The 23701-nt window shown below is 40.7% G+C and carries 19 protein-coding genes; 18 read left to right on the top strand and 1 reads right to left on the bottom strand.

The annotated features are described in order from the left end of the window. Nucleotides 1-3: 3 nt before the first annotated feature. From MWU84_RS08685 to MWU84_RS08750, 14 genes are all read left to right on the top strand, one after another. Nucleotides 4-1116, top strand: coding sequence for a 2-aminoethylphosphonate aminotransferase (locus MWU84_RS08685; protein WP_246900678.1), 1113 nt, complete (start codon nt 4-6; stop codon nt 1114-1116). 202 nt (nt 1117-1318) lie between these two features. Continuing rightward, nucleotides 1319-2581, top strand: a complete 1263-nt coding sequence (locus MWU84_RS08690) for an MFS transporter (protein ID WP_246900681.1) — start codon at nt 1319-1321, stop codon at nt 2579-2581. A gap of 102 nt (nt 2582-2683) precedes the next feature. Beyond that, a complete protein-coding gene (locus MWU84_RS08695; protein WP_246900683.1) occupies nt 2684-2935 on the top strand; it encodes a hypothetical protein in 252 nt (83 codons plus the stop codon). Beyond that, nucleotides 2936-4180 carry an MFS transporter gene (locus MWU84_RS08700; protein ID WP_246900685.1) on the top strand — a complete coding sequence of 415 codons (1245 nt, stop codon included), beginning with the start codon at nt 2936-2938 and terminating at the stop codon, nt 4178-4180. Between the two features lie 341 nt (nt 4181-4521). Beyond that, nucleotides 4522-5604, top strand: a complete 1083-nt coding sequence (locus MWU84_RS08705) for a zinc-binding dehydrogenase (protein WP_246900687.1) — start codon at nt 4522-4524, stop codon at nt 5602-5604. Beyond that, the gene (locus MWU84_RS08710; protein WP_246900689.1) at nt 5601-6845 is read left to right on the top strand and encodes an MFS transporter; all 1245 of its coding nucleotides are present in this window, start codon (nt 5601-5603) and stop codon (nt 6843-6845) included. Before MWU84_RS08705 ends, MWU84_RS08710 begins: the two co-directional genes overlap by 4 nt. A 215-nt stretch (nt 6846-7060) precedes the next feature. Further along, nucleotides 7061-8002 carry an alkaline phosphatase gene (locus MWU84_RS08715; protein WP_246900691.1) on the top strand — a complete coding sequence of 314 codons (942 nt, stop codon included), beginning with the start codon at nt 7061-7063 and terminating at the stop codon, nt 8000-8002. A 100-nt stretch (nt 8003-8102) separates the two neighbouring features. Continuing rightward, nucleotides 8103-9323, top strand: coding sequence for an FAD-binding oxidoreductase (locus MWU84_RS08720; protein WP_246900694.1), 1221 nt, complete (start codon nt 8103-8105; stop codon nt 9321-9323). A 19-nt stretch (nt 9324-9342) separates the two neighbouring features. After that, complete coding sequence (locus tag MWU84_RS08725) at nt 9343-10347, top strand: metallophosphoesterase (RefSeq protein ID WP_246900696.1); 1005 nt, start codon at nt 9343-9345, stop codon at nt 10345-10347. A 32-nt stretch (nt 10348-10379) separates the two neighbouring features. Further along, on the top strand, nt 10380-12074 hold the full coding sequence (locus MWU84_RS08730; RefSeq protein WP_246900698.1) for an endonuclease/exonuclease/phosphatase family protein: 1695 nt from the start codon (nt 10380-10382) through the stop codon (nt 12072-12074). Nucleotides 12075-12143: 69 nt separating this feature from the next. Further along, the gene (locus MWU84_RS08735) at nt 12144-12701 is read left to right on the top strand and encodes an XRE family transcriptional regulator (RefSeq protein WP_246900700.1); all 558 of its coding nucleotides are present in this window, start codon (nt 12144-12146) and stop codon (nt 12699-12701) included. A gap of 398 nt (nt 12702-13099) precedes the next feature. Beyond that, nucleotides 13100-13906, top strand: coding sequence for a pyrroline-5-carboxylate reductase (proC, locus tag MWU84_RS08740; protein ID WP_246900702.1), 807 nt, complete (start codon nt 13100-13102; stop codon nt 13904-13906). A gap of 1 nt (nt 13907) precedes the next feature. Continuing rightward, on the top strand, nt 13908-14678 hold the full coding sequence (gene proB / locus MWU84_RS08745) for a glutamate 5-kinase (protein ID WP_246900705.1): 771 nt from the start codon (nt 13908-13910) through the stop codon (nt 14676-14678). Between the two features lie 25 nt (nt 14679-14703). Next, nucleotides 14704-15906, top strand: coding sequence for a glutamate-5-semialdehyde dehydrogenase (locus MWU84_RS08750; RefSeq protein ID WP_246900708.1), 1203 nt, complete (start codon nt 14704-14706; stop codon nt 15904-15906). A 257-nt stretch (nt 15907-16163) separates the two neighbouring features. On the opposite strand, the gene MWU84_RS08755 is transcribed toward MWU84_RS08750, so the two are convergent. Continuing rightward, nucleotides 16164-18431, bottom strand: coding sequence for a GH92 family glycosyl hydrolase (locus MWU84_RS08755; protein WP_246900710.1), 2268 nt, complete (start codon nt 18429-18431; stop codon nt 16164-16166). A 335-nt stretch (nt 18432-18766) separates the two neighbouring features. Here MWU84_RS08755 and MWU84_RS08760 point away from each other — a divergent pair, with 335 nt between their 5' ends. From MWU84_RS08760 to MWU84_RS08775, 4 genes are all read left to right on the top strand, one after another. Further along, the gene (locus MWU84_RS08760; protein ID WP_246900768.1) at nt 18767-19351 is read left to right on the top strand and encodes a bifunctional precorrin-2 dehydrogenase/sirohydrochlorin ferrochelatase; all 585 of its coding nucleotides are present in this window, start codon (nt 18767-18769) and stop codon (nt 19349-19351) included. Between the two features lie 298 nt (nt 19352-19649). Continuing rightward, nucleotides 19650-21128, top strand: a complete 1479-nt coding sequence (locus MWU84_RS08765) for an FGGY family carbohydrate kinase (RefSeq protein ID WP_246900770.1) — start codon at nt 19650-19652, stop codon at nt 21126-21128. Between the two features lie 13 nt (nt 21129-21141). Continuing rightward, nucleotides 21142-22467 carry a xylose isomerase gene (xylA, locus tag MWU84_RS08770; RefSeq protein ID WP_246900712.1) on the top strand — a complete coding sequence of 442 codons (1326 nt, stop codon included), beginning with the start codon at nt 21142-21144 and terminating at the stop codon, nt 22465-22467. A gap of 206 nt (nt 22468-22673) precedes the next feature. Next, nucleotides 22674-23690 carry a LacI family DNA-binding transcriptional regulator gene (locus MWU84_RS08775; protein WP_246900713.1) on the top strand — a complete coding sequence of 339 codons (1017 nt, stop codon included), beginning with the start codon at nt 22674-22676 and terminating at the stop codon, nt 23688-23690. The last annotated feature ends 11 nt before the right edge of the window (nt 23691-23701 follow it).

The raw sequence follows: 23701 nt of genomic DNA on the forward strand, positions 1-23701 counted from the left end.
TACATGCAAATAAAAAGAAATGTGTTGCTCAATCCTGGTCCGGCAACCACTACAGATACTGTTAAATTGGCCCAAGCGGTTACCGATATTTGTCCGCGAGAAAAAGAGTTTGGCGACCTTATGGAATACTGCGCCACCGAGATCACCAAATTTGTGGGCGACCCTAAGGAGTATGCCACTGTTTTTTTCGGGGGTTCCGGGACAGCCACAGTAGAGGCCATCTTAAGCTCTGTAGTGCCAGAAGATGGACGTATCCTTATCATAGATAATGGAGCCTATGGCAAGCGCATGTGCCAGATTACCAAAATATATAAGATTGATACCGTAGTTTTTGAATCCTCTTCCATTGAGCCAATAGATTTAAAGGCCTTAGAGGAGGTGATAAAAGCAGAAAAAGGATTGACCCATTTGGCAGTGATCCATCACGAAACCACTACTGGTCTCCTAAATGATATTACTGCAGTAGGAGAATTATGTTCCACCTACAATATAAGTTTTATAGTGGATTCTATGAGCGGATTTGCAGCTATACCCGTAGATATGAAGGCCATGAATATTGATTATTTGGCAGCAAGTTCCAATAAGAATATTCAGGGAATGGCAGGAATAGGGTTTGCTATATGTAATAAGAAGGCTTTGATTGCAACAGAAGCCATCCCCATGAGGAACCTGTATTTAAATCTATATGCGCAGTATGCCTATTTTGAAAAAACCCATCAGACAAGGTTTACGCCTCCAGTACAAACGTTTTATGCCTTAAAACAGGCCATTATTGAAACTAAGGAGGAAACTATTGAAAAACGATATGCCAGATATTCCAAATCTTGGGAGACCTTATTGGAAGGAATTTCGGAAATGGGATTGGAATATTTAATAGATAGGGAATATCATTCCAAAATTATAACCTCCATCATTGAGCCAAAGAGCGATCAATATGATTTTGAGGAAATGCACGATTTTTTCTTTGAAAGAGGTTTTACCATCTATCCAGGTAAGGTTAATAATTATGATACTTTCCGGATATCCAATATAGGACAGATTGACTACACGGATATTCAAGATTTCCTGAAAGTTTTAAAGGAGTACTTAACCAAAATAGGATTTTTAAAAGTATAACCTCGATTAGCGAGATCCCTGAATTATTAATTGTTAAGGTAGTTTGTGATTAATTAATATGTTTTGTCCGTTTTTGCCTGCTTATCCGCGGGCATTCGGGCGCTGTTCGGAATATAAGGGTCGAGGTTGAAGCCTCCCTAAAACAGGCTTTCTTTTGATTTGTCTTTAAATTTTAAGTACTGCCAACCAATAAAATCTAAGAATGAGTTTAACCGTAGATCAAAAATATTGGAGGAAGAGAATATTTGTTCTTACTTGGCTCGCCTATGCCGGGTTTTATTTTGGAAGGAAGAACTTATCGGTCACCTGGAGTTCCATGGAGGCGGATTTGGGGCTGGACAACTCTGACTACGCATCCATTATTTTTGTATATAGTTTGATATATACCATCGGACAATTTGTTAATGGGTACCTATCCGATACTTTTGGACCTAGAAAGGTGGTTACAGTGGGGTTGTTTCTCGCTGCCATTGGAAACTTATTTCTTGGAATGACCTTTTCTGCAGGAGTGATTATATTCTTAATAGCCTTGAACGGATATGGTCAATCTACCGGTTGGAGCGGCTTAATAAAGAATATGACCCCATGGTTTAAACGGACGGAACGTGGTATAGTTATGTCGTGGTGGTCTACCTGTTATGTTACGGGCGGTTTTCTAGCTACCATCTTTGCCACTTATGCCGCTTTCGATATGGAGTTCTTGTCGGATCTGGGTTGGAAAAGGGGTTTTATTTTTCCATCGCTGATTCTATTTATTATAGCCATTCTCTATCTCTTATTTACTAGGAACAATCCAGAAGACGTTGGGATTCCCAAAATTGTAGAGAATAAGTACGAATTTGAAGGAGGGGCAAAGGCAGAGAAACTTAAAATTTTAGGCCTGTTATTACGCAATAGTTCGCTTTGGATCTATTCCAGTTGCTATATGATCCTTAAAATGACCAGATATGCCTTTCTTTTTTGGTTACCGGTGTATTTGGAAAAGGCTTTGCATTATGGTGTCAGTGATGCAGGATATATGTCTTCGGTATATGAGCTGATCGGCTTTTTTGGGGTTATTCTGGCAGGCTATAGTTCAGACAAAATTTTTAAATCGAATCGTTTTAGTACGGTTTCCTTAATGATGTTGGGACTGGGCCTTGCCTGCTTGGCCCATCCCTTTATGGTTCCCTACGGAAAAATAGCGACTATCATCAGTATAGCCCTTATAGGAATTGCCACTTACGGCCCTGATTCCCTTATATGCACTGCTGGATCTATGGATGTGGGCGGTACCAAAGGAGCGGCCATGGCAGCCGGTATCATCAATGGAATGGGGTCTGTTGGACAAATGTTCTCTGGTTTTATTGTGGTTGCCATTAACGAGTATTTCGGATGGAATAATCTTTTTTATTTTTTCGTTATCATGTCCTTCATCGGCGGGGGTTTAGCGGCCATGAAGTGGAACCTTAAAAGCACAGATTAACCGTTGTTAGTTCTTATATTGAACCTGAAGAATTGCCTTTTTAAACGAGGTATTTCTAAAGCGTCGATTTTATGTTTGGAATCTTATTTTTTATCAAATTTAATGACTGGAGAGAACTTCATTCAGGCCAGGTTTCCGGTTTTTAAGGATGCTTGGAAATTTTTAATGTTTATAGAAAAGGAATTTTCTTTAGGCTTAAATGCTAGCGAAATAATGACCGCGATACTATCGTCCAAGATTGGAGTGTTTGGCAACCTTGTGGGGCAGTCCATTTATTTTGAGGAAGGTGTGGAGTTGTGGCCTGAGCCTAAAAATCACATGGCGTTCAGGGTCTCATTAAATTTTCAAAACTAAATGGATTCCAGGACCAACTATAGTTCACAATTTCGAAAATACCAATGGAAAATGCTCTTTACAGCAATGTTCTGCTACCTCTTTTATTACACGGGCAGACAGAATTTTGGATGGGCCATTCAGGGTATGGCACTCGAATTTAATGTTACTAAGCAGCAAATAGGTTGGGCCGGAGCGGCATTGCTTTGGGCATATGGAATAGGACAGTTTATAAATGGCAATTTGGCCGACAAGTATGGCGCACGGAAGATGATGGCCATTGGTGGCCTTCTTTCCGTTTTCTTGAACTGGGGGATAAGTTTTGTAACCGCCTATTGGATGATTGTGATTTTTTGGGCTTTTAACGGATTTGCCCAATCATTGGGCTGGGCACCTGGGAGCCGCTTAATTGCTAATTGGTGGGGAGGTAAGGAAAGAGGCAAGGCTTTTGGGTTTTATGTTTTTGCCGCTGGATGTTCTTCGATCCTAATTTATCTATTGTCCATAATTATCCTTCATGTATATGAACTGGATTGGCAATGGCTTTTTAGATTACCGGTCTTATTACTTCTTTTAGGCTGTGTCATTTTCTATTTTATAGCGAGGGATAAACCGGAGGATGCTGGGTTTAACCCCATAAAGGAGGATGCTGCATCCGTTGGTCCCCAAGTCATGGAAAGATCTATAGACCGCTACAAAAATGTTTTGGGGAATAGGAAGTTTATTCTGGCGTGTATCTCCATTGGTTTTCAAAATATGGCCCGTTATGGACTTCTGGTGTGGGTACCGCTGTATTATTTGGGCAGTAAATTACAAGATTCCTCAAATTTATGGATTGCCTTAGCGCTACCGGTGGGAATGGCCTTGGGGGCGATTTTCTTTGGACAACTATCCGATAGGGTCTTTAGATCAAATCGATCAAAACCTATAGCCATATCCATGGGTTTGGCTGGCCTGGTGATTTTGATGATATATCTGGTTCCAAAAGAAAGTGTATTGGGTGGATTGATTCTATTGTTTGCAGCAGGATTTTTAGTGTACGGTCCGCGATCCTGTTTTTGGCCCTTAAGCCCGGATTTATTGGGTGTTAAAAGGTCTGGCACGGGAGTGGGGGTTATGAACGCTTTTGCCTCCGTTTTTGCAGGTGCAGGGGAGCCATTTATAGGGTATATGGTAGACGCAACTAGGCAACAAAATATAGTTTTTGTGGTAACTGCGGTGATGTGCTTTTGTAGCGCTATAATAGTATTATTTGTGAGGCGTTGAATCTTATTTTGGGACATGGGCTATCGGTTTTTTTTTGCCAATATCCAAGAAGGTTTAGATCGGAAAAAGAAATATTGTACCATGGAAAAGTACAGAATTGTATTGGTGACATTATGAATTAAAGCGACTGGAAAATCTAAGGTCTCAATAATTCAATGGTTTATTTTTTTACCATTTAATAATATATGGGATTAGGCCAATACTGGGCAATTGGCTTTATTGTGTTCCTAATAACCAGAGTGTTTGAAATTGATAATTGACAAAATGATCATTTTAAAAAATTATAATAACAAAATTGCTGACGCATATGATAATGCTAGATGTAAAAATTGATGTATCCAATGCAGGAAGATAAGCTAATAAAAACTGAATTTCAGATTTTTGAGGAGGCCGGAAAGTCCTTTAATTACGAAGAAAAAGAAATCGAATTAAACCTCAATTCCGGTGAAGTTTTGGTCAAGGTACTTTTATCTACCATATGCGGCTCGGACCTACATACCATTGAAGGGAAAAGAAAAGAGGATGTTCCGTGTATTCTCGGTCATGAGGCAGTTGGTGAAATAATCCGCATTAATGACAGGAAAGGTTTTGAAATTGGGGATAGGGTAACCTGGACCATTGCGGATAGTTGCGGGAAATGTGCTGCATGTACTGATTATGGACTACCGGAAAAATGCCATGAACTTTTTAAGTATGGCCACGCATCCATCAACAAGGGTAGTGGCTTAAATGGCTGTTATTCCAACATCATCCATATTAGACGGGGTACACATTTGGTGAAGGTTCCGGAGGTCGTCAGCAACCCTATGGCGGCACCTGCCAATTGCGCCCTTGCAACAATGGTAAATGCTGTGTCCCAATTAAAAAAAGTACCCAAAAAAGTAGTAGTTCAGGGAGGGGGGCTTCTAGGGGTCTATGCCTGTGCACTTTTAGAGGAAATGGGCGTTAGCGAGATATATTGTTCGGATATCAATTTGGATCGTTTTGACATTATTGGAAAATTTGGAGCAGTCCCTGTCGATGGCCGGGATATGCAAAAGGCAACCGCGTTTTTGTTGGACAGGCTTGGAGATGGAGCGGATGCCATAATTGAGGTTGCCGGAGTCAAGGAATTGATTCCCCAAGGAATAAGTTTGTTAAGGCCGGGTGGGGAATACGTCCTTGTCGGGTTGGTACATCCAGATTCTGAATTGAACATCACGGCAGAGCAAATTATTAGAAAATGCCTTACCGTAAGGGGTGTTCATAATTATGCCCCTTGGCATTTGGAAGAAGCTATTGACTTTTTGGAACGAAACCATAGGAACTTCCCTTTTGGTGAACTTGTGAGTCCGCCCTTTAACTTGGAAAATTTGGAAGAGGCCGTAATGGAGGCAAAAAAACAACATTGGTTTAGGGTCTCGGTAAAACCAAAACATAAATGAATCCTATAGAAAATACAAATCAAAATTTTCGAAGGCACCAATGGAAAATGTTGTTTGCAGTTATGTTCTGCTACCTATTTTACTATACCGGCAGACAGAATTTCGGTTGGGCCATTCAAGGTATAGCCCTTGAATTTAATGTAGCGAAACAATATATTGGCTGGGCTGGTGCCGCCATGCTTTGGGCTTATGGAATAGGACAATTTATTAACGGTAATTTGGCCGATAAGTTTGGTGCACGCCGGATGATGGTGATAGGTGGCGTCCTTTCGGTACTTATGAACTGGGCTACAAGTTTTGCAACCGCCTATTGGATGATCGTAGTATTCTGGGCCTTGAATGGCTTTTCACAATCATTGGGCTGGGCTCCAGGGAGCCGCATGGTAGCCAATTGGTGGGGTGGGAAGGAGAGAGGAAAAGCTTTTGGTTTTTACGTGTTTGCAGCTGGGTGCTCCTCGGTACTCATTTATTTGTTGTCCATAATAATGTTGGACATTTATGGAGTGGATTGGCGGTGGCTTTTTAGATTGCCGGTATTGTTACTTCTTTTGGGCTGTGGTGTTTTTTATTTCGTGGTTAGGGATAAACCGGAAGATGCTGGTTTTAAACCCGTGAAAGGTGACACGGCCTTTGTTTTGCCCAAAGAAAATGAAAGCTCTTTGGAACGGTACAAAAAGGTTCTTTGTAACAAAAAATTCATATTGGCATGTATCTCTATTGGCTTTCAAAATATGGCAAGATACGGGCTTCTGGTATGGGTGCCGCTTTATTATTTGGGAACAAAATTAAATGAAAACGCCAATTTATGGATTGCTTTGGCCCTTCCAGTGGGGATGGCCTTGGGCACTATTTTTTTTGGACAATTATCGGATAGGGTCTTTAATTCCAATAGGTCCAGACCTATAGCGCTTTCAATGGGTTTGGCAGGTGTGGTCATATTAATGGTTTATCTGGTGCCCAAAGAAAATTTACTTGGGGGTTTAGTGCTAATGTTTGCGGCCGGATTTTTGGTATATGGCCCACAATCCTGTTATTGGCCCCTGAGTCCGGATTTGTTGGGAGTTAAAAGGTCGGGTACGGGAGTAGGGGTTATGAACACCTTTGCCTATGCCTTTGCAGGGGCAGGTGAGCCCTTTATAGGATATATGATAGATGTTACTGGAGAACAAAATATAGTTTTTGTGGTAACTGCCGTGATGTGTTTTTTTAGTGCTCTGATAATATTATTTGTGAGGCGCTGATATAAAAATTTTAATGCCTTATATCAATTGAAGTCAGGGAATAATTATCGATTTAAGTCTTTTGCCCCAGGGCAAGCCCTTGAGGCATCAGAAGGAGACTACTAATAACATTTCGATGCCCACCTGAATGGAACGGGCAGGCCCGCCTAAATGGATTCGGGCAAGCAAGCGTCGGAGCATTTTAATCTCGATTATCGAGTTAAATAATATAGAAGATGATAAGGAAACAAAATTTGATCATTTATTGGAGTTTTATTTGGTTGTTGGGCAGCTGTAATACTTCAAAAGTAGCTCTAGAAAATAGGGTTCTTACAAAACGCGTTGTTGCCATTGGCTTGGACGGTATAAGTGTGGATGGCTATAAAGCAGCAAAACACCCAAATATGGATGCGCTTATGGCAGACGGGGTACTGTCCTTGACCACCAGAAATGTTATGCCCTCGGTGACCCTGCCCAATTGGACTTCCCACCTTACTGGAAGCGGTCCGGAACAGCATGGTGTATTAAGTAATGGGTGGACAAAAGAAAAAGTGATTTTACCAAGTATTGATAATGATGATGACGGATATTATCCTTCCATTTTTAAAATATTGAAAGAAGCTATTCCAGACGTAAAGACAGCCTTCTATTACAATTGGGCCGAATTGATCAATTCGTTCAACCCTCACTATATCGATGAATTAAGTTTTGAAGGGAATGATGAATACCAAAATAATTATGGAAAGGCTTTCGATTTTATCGTTGATAACAAGTCGGATCCTATCATGGTTTTTCTTTACTCTGTACATACGGATCATGCTGGACATAATCATGGTTGGATGTCCCCGGAATATATTACGTCTATAGAAGAGGCAGATGTGCATATTGGAAAGTTTATACAGAAACTTAAGGATGAAGGTCTCTACGGGGATACACATTTTATGTTCTTCACAGACCATGGCGGTGTACCCGAAAAAGGTCATGGGGGTGTAACCCGTCAGGAATTGGAAGTGCCATGGGCCATAACTGGCCCTGGAATAAGAAAGGGGGAAATGTTAACGGAACCTAATAATTCTGTTAATACGGCTATGACCATATCTTATCTGTTTGGCTGTAAAAATATTCCTCTTTCTTGGACGGGAGAGGTGCCGATGACCATTTTTGAAACCAAGGAATAGTTGGTAGGTCCTAAGGTAAGGAAAGGAATTTTAATAAAAAGGGACAGAGGTAATTCGACAAAAGCAGTGGGGATTATATTGGAAAATGAAGAATAAGTCAATGAAAACGACAGATCTGGTAATAATCGGAGGGGGTATATTTGGTTGTGCCATTGCTTATTACTACAGCAAAAATAATCCAGAAAAAAGAGTAATACTTTTAGAGCGCAATGAACTTAACAACGCCGCTACGAGTAGGGCAGCTGCACTTATGACCATGGTACGTTCCAAGCGTTCTTATATTCCGCTTACAATGGAGACCTTTAAGGTGGCCAAGGAAATGGAGCAGGAACTAGGGGAATCACTCGACTTCAAAGTAGTTGGTATGATGCATGTGGCGGCCAGTGAAGCCACGGTGAAGGACCTGGAAGAACTTATGGTGATCGCAAAGGAATACGATCAGCAAGCTTATTTTGTCACTAAGGAAGAAGCTAAAATCAAAGCCCCTTGGTTAAAGGTGGACGAGGCCCTGAAAATAGGGTTTGTGCCCAATGAAGCATATTGCGACCCTTATATGTTAGGGACATTTTTTGCGAGATGCGCAAAAAATAGAGGTGTCGGGATTCGGCAGGGGGTAGAAGTTATTGGATTGATCCATGAGGGTGGAAATGTAAAAGGTGTAAAGACAAGGGAAGGAGAAATATATGCAGAAACTGTGGTGGACGCAGCAGGTGTTTGGGCTCCGATATTTGCCATGGAAATGGGAGTTGGTTTGCCTATGGCCCCAGTAAGGAGTCAATATTGGATCACCGAACGCGCTGATATTTTCCCCTTGGATTCCCCCATGGTCCTATTGCCGGATGCCCAGGCCTATGTTCGCCCGGAAGGAGGGGGGTTGCTTTTTGGGATACGTGAGAAGAAATCATTGGTGACTTCCCCTAAAATGGTGCCTAAGGATATAACGGATTTCGTTTTTAGTGCCGATGAAGGGATGAATGATCTATTTGAAAATGGAGAGCGACTTGCCCGTTTTTTTCCTGCTTTTTATGATATAGGAATAAAATACTATATAGCGGGATTTTCTGGCTACACCCCGGATTCCCAATTAATATTGGGGCCTGTGCCCGGGACAACGGGATTTTTGGTGGCCTCAGGGTGTTGTGGTGCAGGGATTTCCGTTGCAGGCGGGGTAGGGCTCGGCATTGCTGAAATAGCAGCTGGAAGGCCAAACCCCCTCGATTTTTCGGAATTTGAAATTTCCAGATTTGGCAGAATAGATCCCTTTGGGGAAGAATGGCTGAACAAGTGTGCCGCTGCCAGATCCAATAAGGTAAGTGGTTAAACAATCAAGAAAGAATATAATGCAAAATCAAGAAAAAGGACGTCGTAATTTTATGGCCAAGATGGGATTGGGAACCTTGGCAATGGGATTGGGGAATGTTGGGGCTTACGCCTTTGCACCTAAAAATGAAATCATCAAAAAAAATAAGGTCAATATTGGTTTTATAACCGATGTCCATCACGGCTTTTGTACAGACGGTCTTGAGCGTTTGCAGGTCTTTATAAAGGAGGCATCTTCCCGAAAATTGGATTTTATTATTCAGGGAGGGGATTTTTGCTTTGCAACGAAAGAAGCCCAGGAGTGTATGGATCTTTGGAACACCTACAAGGGTGAAAAATATCATGTGCTGGGGAACCATGATATGGACAAGGTTACCAAGAAGGAAGCCATGGATTTTTTCGGGATGGAGAGTAATTATTATTCCTTTGATAAGGGCGACTTTCATTTTGTGGTAATGGATGGAAATTATATACTGAAAGATGGGAAATATGAGGATTATGGCAATGCCAATTTTTATATTGATCAACAGAACAGAAGCTTGGTAAACCCAGAACAAATTGAATGGTTGAAGCAGGATTTGGAAAAAACGGATAAACAGACGATAATATTTTCCCATCAGGCTTTTGACGAAATTTGGGACGGTTGGTCCTCTCCCAGTAGGTTTGAGGTTAGGAAAGTGATCAACGATGCCAATAATAGAACGGATTTCCAAAAAGTTATTGCCTGTTTTTGTGGGCACCATCACGTGGACGATCACAGTTATATTAATAACGTCCATTATTTTCAAATGAACAGTGCTTCCTATTTTTATGTCGGAGAAGGCTATGGTTCCGATGGTAGTAGGGCCATGTACGAGGATTCTATTTTTGCTTTTTTAACCCTGGATCCCAGTGGTAAAATTTCAATTGAAGGACGCAAAAGTCAATTCGTACGTCCAACCCCAATGGAAAAAGGCCACCCCGATGCGCCAAGACTTTCCGCATCGATTAGTGATAGGAGTATTGGCTTTAGGAAGAAAGTATAAAATGAGATCAAATTATAAAATCAGAAACTTAAATGAATCAAATTTCTTGTAAGTCGGTCCAAAGTTCAGGGATATTAATGTATAATTATAAATTAAAGCCCTTGGCGCACTGCCCTAGAGGGCTATATGGTAAAATTGTTAAGTTTGCTCCCATTCTTATCATTTTCCTGATCGGCCATTTGGCAATATCGCAACAACCAGTTCTTCAAATGGATTTTGATGACAATGGCTTTGAGGAAAAAATCATTTCTAAAAACGATGCGATTTACATGGTAGATCTTCAGCAGTCTCAATTTGCAGAGGGGTTGTCCGGCTATGCTCTTGATCTTTCAGCAAACGCCTCATTGAGGAGACCTGTAAAATTGAATAAAGACAGTTTTCCTGTACTTACCGAACAATCGTCCTTTAGTGTTCAAATCTGGGTAAAAACCTTGGCCAAGGCCAAAATGGGGGCCGTTATTGCTGGAAATAAAAATACCGATGAGCTTTCTAGCATGGGTTGGCAAATATATACCCAGGAGAATGGAGCCTGGGCCTTAAATCTCAGCGATGGGAAGAATAGATATGACTATAGGCCCACTCCGGAAAGACAAAGAATTAACGATGGACGTTGGCATCAGATTTTAATTAGTATCGATCGTGATAAAGATGAGCTTTGGGTGTATTTTGATGGCAAGAACGTGGCCATATATAATATGCCGGAGCTAAAAGGATTGGAGTCCGAATTGGCTACAGTTATCGGAGGTTCCGATGAAAAATGGGAATATGGGTCCTATGGACAATGGAATGCCTTCAATGGCTTTTTAGATGAAATAAAGGCATGGGATACGACAATTGACTCTGAAATCGCTAAAGAATTGTATGACCAATATCGACAAACTGCTGAAACGACCCAAACAAACTTAGATGCCCAACATATTAAAGTAATGACCTGGAATATTTGGCACGGAGGGCATAGATATGGCAAAGAGGTAGGAGTACAACGGGTCATCGAAACCATTAAGGCTACCAATGCGGATATTGTTGGACTAATAGAAACTTATGGCTCCGGGGAAATAATTGCTGATTCCTTGGGCTATTACTTTTATCTGATAAGTTCCAACTTATCTATAATGAGTCGTTATCCTATTACTGAAACCATTAAAATTTTTAAGCCATTTAATTTTGGTGGGGTTAAATTAAATATGGGCACTTCCAAAGAATTGATCTTTTTTGATACCTGGCTGCATTATTTGCCTGATTATAGCAAAAGCATTATAACAGAGAACAAAAGTCCAAAAGACTTGATAGCGGATGAGAAAAATACACGCCACGGTGAAATAAAGGAAATTTTAAAAAGTATAACACCGTATCTAAAAAATACAGCTGAAACCCCTGTAATTATGGTAGGCGATTTTAATATGGGGTCACATCTTGATTGGATAAAGGAAACCAAGGATCTCCATTGTGGAAAGGTAGTGGAATGGCCAGAGAGTAAGGAAATGTACCTTGCCGGATTTAAAGATAGTTATCGTGAATTGCACATTAATCCTTTACTGGATCCCGGGTTTACATGGACTCCAAGAGCCGCCACCTCTTCGGACAAATACGGACTAAGGGATAGAATCGACTATATTTATTATAAAGGAAAAGGTTTGAACGTTTTGGAATCCAAAGTAATCGATTACCACCCAGTTATGTTCCCTTCGGATCACGCAGCTGTTTTTAGTGTTTTTCAATTGAATTAATTGTCTATTTTTGCTATATTAAATGTCATTGTGGCAAATTGATGCCTGCAAATGACCAATAGTAGCTAAATGGATGACATTCTAATAAACATAGGTAGGCAATTAAAATTGGCCCGCCAGAAGAGGGATTTGACCTTGCAACAGGTGGCAAAAAGAACTGGTGTTAGCGCTGGGCTTATTTCTAAAATTGAAAATTTAAGAACCACGCCATCTTTACCAGTGCTATTAAAAATAATGCAGACGCTTAGTATAGATCTGTCCGAGCTGGACCTATCGTCCAATGTTACTGGAGATTACATCGTAATCAAAAATGGAACAGGGATAAAGGAAGACAGGGAAGATTCCGTTAATCTTGAGTATACGCACCTACTATCTACTCCTTCTTCCGATAGTAGTATTAGGGTTTACATTGTTAGTGTTGCTGCTGGTGCTTATCGAAAGCCAATCTCAACCAATGCCAATGAACTCATCTATGTACTTGGTGGTAAGGTTAATTACCTGCTTAAAAAGGACAAGGTGTTATTGGAAAAAGGAGATCTACTTTATTTTGATGGCTCTATTCCCCATGGCGTTTCCAATGAGTTCAATGAGCAGGCAATTATGTTGAAAATTTACTTCCTGCATTAAATAGTATAGATCTCATGAGTATTTAGGGCTTGGGGGTGAATGCTATATTCCTCCAAAAAATGATATTTTATCCATTCCGGATAAATAAACCTATTGCTGGCGACTATTGCAAATTTCAATATTTGGTTTTGGTTGTTTCCCACCCTGCCATGTCTTGTTTTGACACCATTTTGTCAGGTCTTAAAAGAGTACATTATTTGTCTATAGGCCCAAATCCCTAATTTTTTTTGTTTTTTTCGGAAATCCCAATCCTCAGTATAGCTTAGGTTATCGCCAGAGTATAGATTTTATCTATGACAAAGAAGGATCAACAGTAAAACTCTATAATCTTAATGGGGTAATCGCATGGTTATTGTACAATTGGGGGTGTAATTTAAATATAAACTTAAAAACAATACATGAAAGTATTAGTAATTGGGGCGGGAAACATGGGCTTGACCTATGCGGAATCTATGTCGAAATCAAAACTGTTGAAGAAAAGAAATTTAATGATTTTGGACAGTTCCCAGGAAAAGACTCTGTCCTTAAAAAAGATCCTACATTTTGAAGTTCATGAAAATTTAGAGGATTGCGTACCCAAAGCAGATTTAATTTTTATTGCGGTTAAACCTTACCATAGTGAGGATTTATTTAAGAAAATGAAAAATTTGGTCAAGGGCGGGCAAATTGTTATATCAATTATGGCCGGTGTGACTATAAAATCGATGCAAGAGGGGCTTGGGATCAATAAAATTGTCCGGGCTATGCCGAACCTTCCGGCACAAATAGGTAAGGGGGTAACCTCTTATACGGCTTCCAGCGAAGTATCAAGAATAGAATTATTGACCATTGAAAATTTATTGGATACAACAGGTAAATCTATTTTGGTAAGTTCGGAAAAATTCATAGACGCCTCCACGGGAATCTCCGGGAGTGGTCCGGCCTATGTTTTTTACTTTATGCAAAGTATGATGGAGGCGGCCTTAAAAATGGGCTTTTCGGCCAATGATAGCAAGGTGTTGGTCAGTCAGACATTTGAAGGTGCAGTAGATTTATTCAATCAATCCGACCTTTCTCCCAATTCTTGGATGGAAAGAGTAGCTTCCAAGGGAGGGACCACTAGGGCTGCATTGGATTCCATGGAAGACAATAATGTAAAGGAACTGATAAAAGAAGCGGCCTATTCTGCTTTTAACAGAGCAGTTGAACTAGGCAAAGACAAATAATATGTATAAACAGAGAGTAGTTATAAAAGTAGGTACCAATGTAATGACCAATAAAGACAATAGGATAGTTAAGCCTGTCTTGGATCATTTGGTACAACAAATAGCAGAATTGTACGAACGCAATATAATGTCGGTTTTGGTTTCATCAGGATCGGTAATTGCCGGAATGGAAGTCATGGGCGAGAGCCATATTACGGACAAGGCCACCAGACGACAGGTGTATTCGGCCATTGGGCAACCCAGAATGATGCGCCACTATTACAATATATTCCAGGATTATGGAATGAAGTGTGCCCAGGTTTTGGCTACAAAAAGGGATTTTAACCCTGGAAGCCATCGCGATAATATGATCAACTGTTATGAAGGCCTATTGGCGGAAGGTGTAGTGCCGATAGCCAATGAAGATGATGCTGTTTCCTTGACCAACTCCATGTTCTCTGATAACGATGAATTGGCAAGTCTTGTTGCGGAACTTACAAAAGCGGATAAACTGATAATTTTAACCGATACAGACGGATTATTTACAGGGCATCCCGATGATAAGGATACGGAAGTGATAAAGAATGTAAGCGTAGACGAAAATGTGGAAAAATATATTAAAACCATAGACAAAGGTGAAGCAGAAGGTCGAGGGGGCATGGGTTCCAAGCTTAACATAGCTAAGCAGACCGCTTCAAAGAATATCCCGACCTATATTGCCAATGGTAAACGAAAGCGGGTTATTTTGGATATCGTGGAAGGAAAGAGCGTGGGAACCAAGATTACGGTATAACATAAGCTAACGAAAAATTAATCGCATGAAATTATTAAATACAGATATTAAAAATAAAGTATTGCAATCCATGATGCAGATTTTGGATAGCAAAAGGAAAGAAATAATAGCCGCCAATCAGAAAGATCTTGATCTTTTTGACAAAGAGGACAGGGCCATGTACGATAGGCTGATTGTGGACGATAAAAAGGTAGATGGAATGATAGCAGCTATCAAGGAGGTTCTACAGCAAGATGATCCGGTTGGAAAAGTAAAATCGGAACAAGCCCTGGAAAACGGACTGAAAATTGAAAATAAAACAGCTCCTTTTGGCACCATAATGATTATTTATGAATCCAGACCCGATGTAACCATTGAAGCTGCGGTTTTAGCCTTTAAAGCCAATAATAGGATTTTGTTGAAGGGAGGAAAAGAGGCTATTAATAGTAATATTATCTTGGAGAAATGCTGGCACTTGGCCTTGGAAGAAAATGGTTTGGCAGCCGATTGGATCCAACTACTGCATATGAATAGGCAGGAAACCCAAGAGTTCTTGAGGAATCCTACGGAAAAGTTGGATTTGATCGTTCCTCGTGGAGGCGAACGGTTGATCTCTTTCGTTAAGGAACATGCCAAATGTGCGGTATTGGTAAGTGGTAGGGGAAATAATTTCCTATATGTAGACAAAGAGGCCGACTGGGCACAAAGTTTGGAGGTAATCCTTAATGCAAAGACCCATAAGATTTCGGCTTGTAATGCACTGGATAAAATACTGGTGGATGTTAATATAGATGGTTACTCCAATAAAATTAAGGAACTCGAAACAATTCTGAAAGACCAAGGTGTTTCTGTTCTAGTGGATGAAAAAGTGGCTGAGGTACTTACCGATTCAACGATTATTGATGATGAATCTATCTGGTATGAGGAATTTTTGGCGATGAAATGCGTTGTAGGTGCTGCAGAGGATTTTGACGGAGCAGTGCAAAAGATCAATAAATATTCAGGAGGCCATTCGGCGACCATCATGACTAGAAATAACGACCTGGCCATGGAATTTATGAACCAAGTGGACAGTGCGGCTGTGTATCACAATGCCTCCACTAGGTTTACCGATGGTGGCCAAATGGGAGTGGGTGCAGAATTGGCCATTAGTACGGACAAATTGCACCATAGGGGACCATTGGGCTTGGAACAATTGGTTACCAATAAATACTATGTCTTTGGCAATGGACAGGTAAGAACATCATAAAAAATCCAGTACCCCGCTATAGGGGAGAGATATCGGTACGGCGGTCCTTTTGCAATTAATGCTATTTAAAAGGGCCGCCGTTTTTGATTTCTCAAGACGGGACAAACACAAAACATAAATGGGTCGGAAATTAACTTGGTGCTAAGTTTTTCCAAAAATCCTAATTCAAAAAAATATTAAATTAAAAATGTCTATCTATACCTGGTAGAAGACAGTTTTGAGTTGACCCTTATGCTCTTTCAATTTTAATGTGTCTTTTATTTTTCATTCGATAGGGAATATGGGAAATCGGATGTCTGGGTTCCCCTAGTTTTATTGGGAGTATCCGTCATGTCAAAATCCAAAACCGCTCCCTGCGTCAATTCCTTATGGCTCAACCAGTTTTTGGAATGTGCTTTTCCGTTCACATTTAGACTATTTACATATTTGTTGTCGACACTGTTGTCTGGAGCATTGATATTGATTTCCTTGCCATTTTCCAGCAATAGGGTTGTTTTTTGGAACAAGGGTGCGCCCAAAACATATTGATCTGTTCCAGGGCATACTGGATAGAAGCCCATAGCGGAAAAAACATACCAGGCCGAGGTCTGGCCATTATCCTCATCGCCACAATAGCCATCGGGTGCTGGGGTGTACATCCTATCCATAGTTTCCCTCACCCAATATTGGGTCTTCCAAGGTTGGCCTGCAAAATTATATAAATAGGGCATGTGCTGTATGGGTTGGTTGCCATGGGCATATTGCCCCATATTGGCCACCTGCATTTCCCGTATTTCGTGGATTACAAAGCCATAATAACTCTCGTCAAAAACAGGAGGTAGTGAAAAAACTTCATCCAGTTTAGCGGCAAAGGCCAGGTTACCGCCCATTAAATCTGCCAAGCCTTGAATATCGTGAAATACGGACCAAGTGTAATGCCAGCTATTGCCCTCGGTAAAGGCGTCCCCCCATTTAAAAGGATTAAAGGGATCCATAAAATCACCGTTCTCATTTTTCCCCCGCATCAATTTTGTCTCTGGGTCAAAAAGATTTTTATAGTTTAGGCTGCGTTTTTTGTATAGGTTGATTTCCTTTTTAGGCTTGTTCAGGGCTTTTGCCAATTGATAGATCGTAAAATCGTCATAGGCATATTCCAAGGTCCTTGCTGCATTTTCATTGATGTCCACATCATAAGGCACATAACCCAGTTTGTTGTAATAGTCTACACCTGCACGTCCAACAGCTGTTAGGGGACCGGCATTATTGGCACCATGGATCAAGGCCTCGTACAAGGTTGCAATGTCATATTTTTGGTGGTTCCCAATTTTTAAATAGGCATCTGCTACAACGGAAGCGGAATTGTTACCGACCATGACATTTCTTAAGCCAGGACTTCCCCATTCAGGCAACCAGCCACCTTCTTTATAGGCATTGGCCAATCCCTCTTGTATTTGGGAGTTGAGTTCGGGGTACATAAGGTTGAGAAAGGGGAAAAGGGCCCTAAAGGTGTCCCAAAACCCTGTATCCGTAAACATATAACCTGGCAATACTTTTCCATTATAAGGGCTGTAATGCACTACATTTCCGCTAGCGTCATATTCGAAGAACTTTCTGGGGAACAATAATGATCTATACAAACAGGAATAAAAGGTTCTGAATTGGTCAATACTACCACCTTCTACCCTAATTCTTCCCAACTCCTTGTTCCAAGCAGTCCGTCCTTTTTCCTTTAGGGCGTCGAAATTATCGGTGCCAAGCTCCTTTAAATTCAATTCGGCCTGGTCCAAGCTAATAAAAGAAGAGGCTACTTTGGCAATCACAACTTCGCCCTTCTTTGTCTTAAAACTTACGATGGCACCTGCATGGTCGGTTTCAATATCCAGACCTTCAAGAAGTTGCTCTCCACTAAAAGTCTTGGTGGCTTCGAAATCCTTATCAAAGACCATCACAAAATAGTTTTTAAAATTATCAGGTACCCCACCGCTGTTCTTGGTAGTGTATCCTATTATTTTGCGTTCATCCGGGATAATTTTCACAAAGGAACCTTTGTCCAAGGCATCGATTACTACATGTGAATTATCATTTTGCGGAAAGGTGAACCTAAACATGGCAGCTCTCTCGGTAGGGGTTATTTCAGTGGTGATATCATGATCGGCCAAATAAACACTATAGTAATGAGGCTTTACAATCTCGGATTTATGCGAATACCAACTGGCCCTATCGTCTTCCGAAAAGCGTAATTTTCCGGTAAGTGGCATAATGGCAAACTGACCGTAGTCGTTCATCCAAGGGGAAGGTTGGTGGGTCTGCTTAAAGCCTCTTATTTTATCGGCCGCATAAGTATAGGCCCAGCCATCTCCCATTTTTCCAGTTTGAGGGGTCCAAAAGTTCATACCCCATGGCATGGCTATGGCCGGATAAGTATTTCCGTTGGACATGCTCGGCTTGGAATCAGTGCCCACCAAGGGGTTAACGTAATCTACGGGTTCTTGTGCGTTAATTATCCAGGTGCTAAGTAGCAAGAGGGATAGAATTTGATTTTTCATTTTAATGTAGTTCATCATTTTAGTCGAGTTGTAATCAGCACGTATTAGACTATTAATATTTAGGCAGGTAATAGTGAAATAGCCCTTATTTTGTTGAGTTTAATTTTGGAAATCGAAAGTAGGGCTTTTGCCAATGGAATTAAAAAAAAATCCCGGATATTCCACTCTATTAACAAAAGGACGGATTCCTGATATAAAATCTGTCAAAATTATAAGATTGACTTTGATTTTGTGCCTTATCTTTGAAGGGATTGCTTACTAACTATGGAGAACGCCGTTTTAAAGGTCAAAGCCATTGTATTGAACAATTTAAAATGAATAATACTGAAGGAACTATGGAAAGGAATGAATTGTACCCTATTTTTTTAAAGGTATCTCAGCTAAACATACTTATTGTAGGAGGGGGTAATGTTGGTTTGGAAAAACTGACTTTTATGCTAAAATCAAGCCCCCATGCCCAGGTCGAAATGGTAGCACCGGAATTCTTGGATGATACTTTGCAACTGGCCAAAAAGCATCAAGTGAAAATAACTAAGGATGTCTATAGGAAATCGTACTTGGATGGGCGGCATATGGTCATTGCCACTACAGATAAAGTGGAGGTCAATGAACAGGTTTATTACGATTGTCGGGAAAGGAATATTCTTGTGAATGTGGCAGATAACCCGCCTTTTTGTGATTTTTACATGGGCGGAATAGTGACCAAGGGCAATGTAAAAGTAGCCATTAGCACCAATGGTAAGTCGCCTACAACCGCCAAACGACTGAGACAGTTTTTTGAGGATGTAATTCCTGAGAATATAGATGATCTGGTGAAAAATTTAAATGAATTCAGGAAAACAATAAAAGGCGACTTCGAGGAAAAAGTGGAAACCTTGAACGAGTTCACCAAAGGATTGGTGGGCAAGAAGGAGAAATAAATTCAAAAGGTAGGTTTTTAAAGACTAAATCCAATACTGTTAAAGGATTAAAGCTCACCGGCAATCCCAAATTCTACGAAAGCGTTTTCGAAAAGTTTCGCACATTTACGAAAATTATGTAACTAATTGTTTAATAGATTTTTACAATTAAATTTTCTGGTTTATAGTCTTGTTTTATTGCTGTGAATTTTTACTCCTCGTGGGAAAAAATGAAGACGGTGATATAGATTTTAATATATTTGATTGGATCTTCATAAATTTTCATATTGGAAATTTATCCTCTAAAATATTGGGATATATGTATTATTTGGGATTGGATATTGGTAGCTCTTCAATAAAAGTGGCCTTGGTGGAGATGGCTACTGGAAAAAGTGTTGGGGTAGTACAGGAGCCGGAAACGGAAATGGAAATGTTGGCGTTGAAAAATGGCTGGGCAGAACAGGATCCCAAAGAATGGTGGGGACATGTTTGTAAGGGCATTAAAAAAATAAAACAAAAGTACCAAATTGATAAGGATCAGATCACAGGGGTAGGCATTGCCTATCAAATGCATGGACTGGTATTGGTAGATAAGCAGGGAGAGCCCGTACGGAAATCTATTATTTGGTGCGATAGTCGTGCAGTGGAAATAGGACGGAAGGCCTATGTTGACATTGGGGAGGACATCTGTAAGTCCCATTTGTTGAATTCCCCAGCAAACTTTACCGCTTCTAAATTAAAATGGGTAAAGGAAAATGAACCAGAACTATATAAGATGGCAGACAAACTAATGCTGCCGGGAGATTATATAGCTTTTCGTTTTTCCAATGTTATCAATACTACTATTTCCGGATTATCGGAGGGTATCCTTTGGGATTTCAAAGAAGATGCGGTAGCAGATCTGCTTTTGGAGCATTATGGTATTCCCAAGTCCTTTATCCCGGATATTGTGGATACATTTGGGCTTCAATCCAAAGTTGATGCCAAGGGAGCGGAAGAAAGTGGCTTGGCAGTAGGCACACCTATATTATACAGGGCAGGGGATCAACCCAATAATGCCTTGGCCCTTAATGTGTTCAATCCAGGTGAAGTTGCGGCCACGGGAGGTACCTCCGGAGTGGTCTATGCGGTTACCGATAGTCTATCGGGAAAGGAAAGCACCAGGGTGAATAATTTTGCCCACGTCAACTACAGCAAGCAGAATCCAAGAGTAGGGAAATTACTGAATATCAATGGTGCTGGAATTCAGTACCGCTGGCTATTGAACAATCTGGATGTGGATTCTTACGAGGAAATGAACTCCTTGGCTTCAGAAATTCCGGTGGGCTCTGACGGAGTAGGTCTAATTCCTTTTGGAAACGGAGCAGAGCGTATGCTCAACAATAAGGATATTGGAACCAGACTGGTCAACATCAACCTTAATAATCACACCAAGGCACATGTTTGTAGGGCGGCTTTGGAAGGTATAGCCTTTTCCTTTGTCTATGGCATGGAAATCCTGAAATCGGACGGAATTTTAATTGATGTAATGCGTGCCGGAAATGATAATTTGTTTAGGTCTGAAATATTTTCAAATACTATATCAACATTAGTGTCACAGGACATTGAAATTTATAATACTACAGGGGCAATTGGTGCGGCCAGGGCTGCAGGTATCAATGAGGGAGGATTTGAAAAATTTGGAACATATATTACCAAGAACGACCATGTAATGACCTTTGTGCCTTTAAAGGACAAGCAAGCATATCAAAAGGCTTATGAAAATTGGAAAAAAGAATTGGAACTAATCATTAATTAATTATAACAAAGAGATGGCAATAATTGGAAACAAGGAATACTTTAAGGGAATAGGGGACATTAAATTTGAAGGAAAGGAATCAGATAATCCTATGGCCTTCAAATATTACAATCCAGATCAGGTGGTAGCTGGGAAAACCATGCGCGAACATTTTAAGTTTGCCATAGCATATTGGCATACCTTCTGTGGGCAGGGAGCCGATCCGTTTGGTCCAGGAACCCAAAATTTTCCCTGGGATCAGGCTACCGACCCGGTACAAGCGGCCAAGGACAAGGCAGATGCTGCCTTTGAGTTTATCAGTAAAATGGGATTTGATTACTTTTGTTTCCATGATTTTGACCTTATCCAGGAAGCAGCCACTTTCGCAGAATCTGAAAAGCGGTTATCTGTAATAACCGATTATCTGAAAGAGAAAAAGGCCGAATCCGGGATCAAATTATTGTGGGGGACGGCCAATTGTTTCTCCAATCCACGTTACATGAACGGTGCTGCTACCAACCCTGATTTTAATGTTGTGGCCAGAGCAGGCGGGCAGATAAAATTGGCCTTGGATGCTACAATTGCCCTAGGTGGTGAGAATTATGTTTTCTGGGGAGGAAGGGAAGGCTATATGTCCCTTTTAAATACCGATATGGGACGAGAACTGGACCATATGGCACAATTCTTGGGCATGGCAAGGGATTATGCCAGGGCCCAAGGTTTTAAAGGTACCTTTTTTATAGAGCCTAAGCCTATGGAACCTTCCAAGCACCAATACGATTTTGATTCCGCCACGGCCATAGGTTTTCTTCGTGAATATGGATTGGAGAAAGACTTTAAAATAAACGTAGAAGTAAATCACGCCACTTTGGCCCAGCACACTTTCCAACACGAATTGGCCGTAGCGGCCAAAGCGGGAATGTTGGGTAGTATAGATGCCAACAGAGGGGATTATCAAAATGGATGGGATACCGATCAGTTTCCAAACAATATACAAGAAACTACCGAGGCGATGTTGGTATTCCTTAAGGCCGGCGGATTGCAAGGGGGTGGTGTAAACTTTGATGCCAAAATAAGAAGGAATTCAACCGATTTGGATGATATTTTCCATGCGCATATTGGAGGGGCGGATACTTTTGCCCGTGGTTTGCTCACTGCGGATAAGATAATTTCTTCCTCAGCCTATGAGAAGATGCTTTCGGAAAGATACAGTTCTTTCGATTCTGGAAATGGGAAAGACTTTGAGAATGGTAAATTGAATTTGGAGGCTCTTTATAAAATAGCTCAGGATAATGGAGAGCTGAAGTTGCAGAGTGGAAAACAAGAACTCTTCGAGAATATCATTAACCAATATATTTAGGATTTTAGTTTCTTGGTCTAACCATTATAAATTACTTGATGGGCCATAGTGCAAATGTAAAATTTGATTGGATTTATAGCTCCTCCCTTTGGCCAAAGGGAGGTGTCTTTGCATAAGCAAAGACAGAGGAATCAATAGCTCAAGCCTAAATAAGTTGTTCTGATCTTTGGTTGACCTTAGCCTAAATAAGGCTATCTTGTAGATCTATGAAAAAAATAACTTTAAAGGAAATAGCCCAATATTTTGGTGTTTCCATTTCAACGGTTTCCAAGGCCATCAACGATAGCCATGAAATTAGTGATGGATTAAAGGCTAAAATCCAGAAGTTTGCCAAGGATAATAAATACAGGCCCAATAAAGTGGCCTTGAGTTTATTGCAGCGGAAAACTAAGACCATTGGGGTTGTGGTGCCCAATATTCTAAATTATTTTTTTACACAGGTATTTTCGGGAATCGAAAAAGTAGCTAATGAACGGGGGTATATTTTGCTTAGCTGTATCAGTGACGAATCCTATGAAAAGGAGGTTGCAACTCTCGAATTTCTTGGAGGTGGTACAGTAGATGGATTGATAGTATCCATGGCGGAGGAAACACAATTTAAAAATAAGCTAGATCATTTTAAAAACATATTGGACGAACAGATTCCCTTGGTAATGTTCGATAGGGTATCGGATGAAATCTTATGCGACAAGGTTGTGGTAGATGATTTTGAGGCTGGTTATAAAACCACCAAATATTTTTTAAATCTAGGTTGTAGCACCGTTGCCCTGGTTACCGCTATTGACCATTCCAGCGTTGGCAAATTGCGGGTAGAGGGATATAAAAAAGCATTGAAAGAGGCTGGTTTTCCCTTTGATGATAAATTAATTCTGAGGGTGGGCAAGGAGGACGATCTGGAAGTTCTTGTGACATTTTTGTTAAATTATAAGCCTATAGATGGCATAATGGCTTTGGATGAAATTACGGCGGTGGAGGTATTGAGACTGATAAAGGCAAGGGGGTATAGAGTGCCGGAAGACCTTTCCGTTGTAGGGTTTACCAATGGCAAATTATCGCGCTACGTAAGCCCGGCACTTACCGCGGTAAGTCAGCACGGTACTTATATTGGTGAAACGGCGGCCAAGGTCCTTATTGAAAGGATTGAGAGCAAGGAGTATATGGATTGTACTACCAAGGTGATTAAAACCAGCCTAATTGTTAGGGATTCCACCAAGAAGGTTTAATCGCCGCCGGT

This window comes from Arenibacter sp. F20364, from assembly GCF_023015905.1.
Taxonomy (GTDB): domain Bacteria; phylum Bacteroidota; class Bacteroidia; order Flavobacteriales; family Flavobacteriaceae; genus Arenibacter.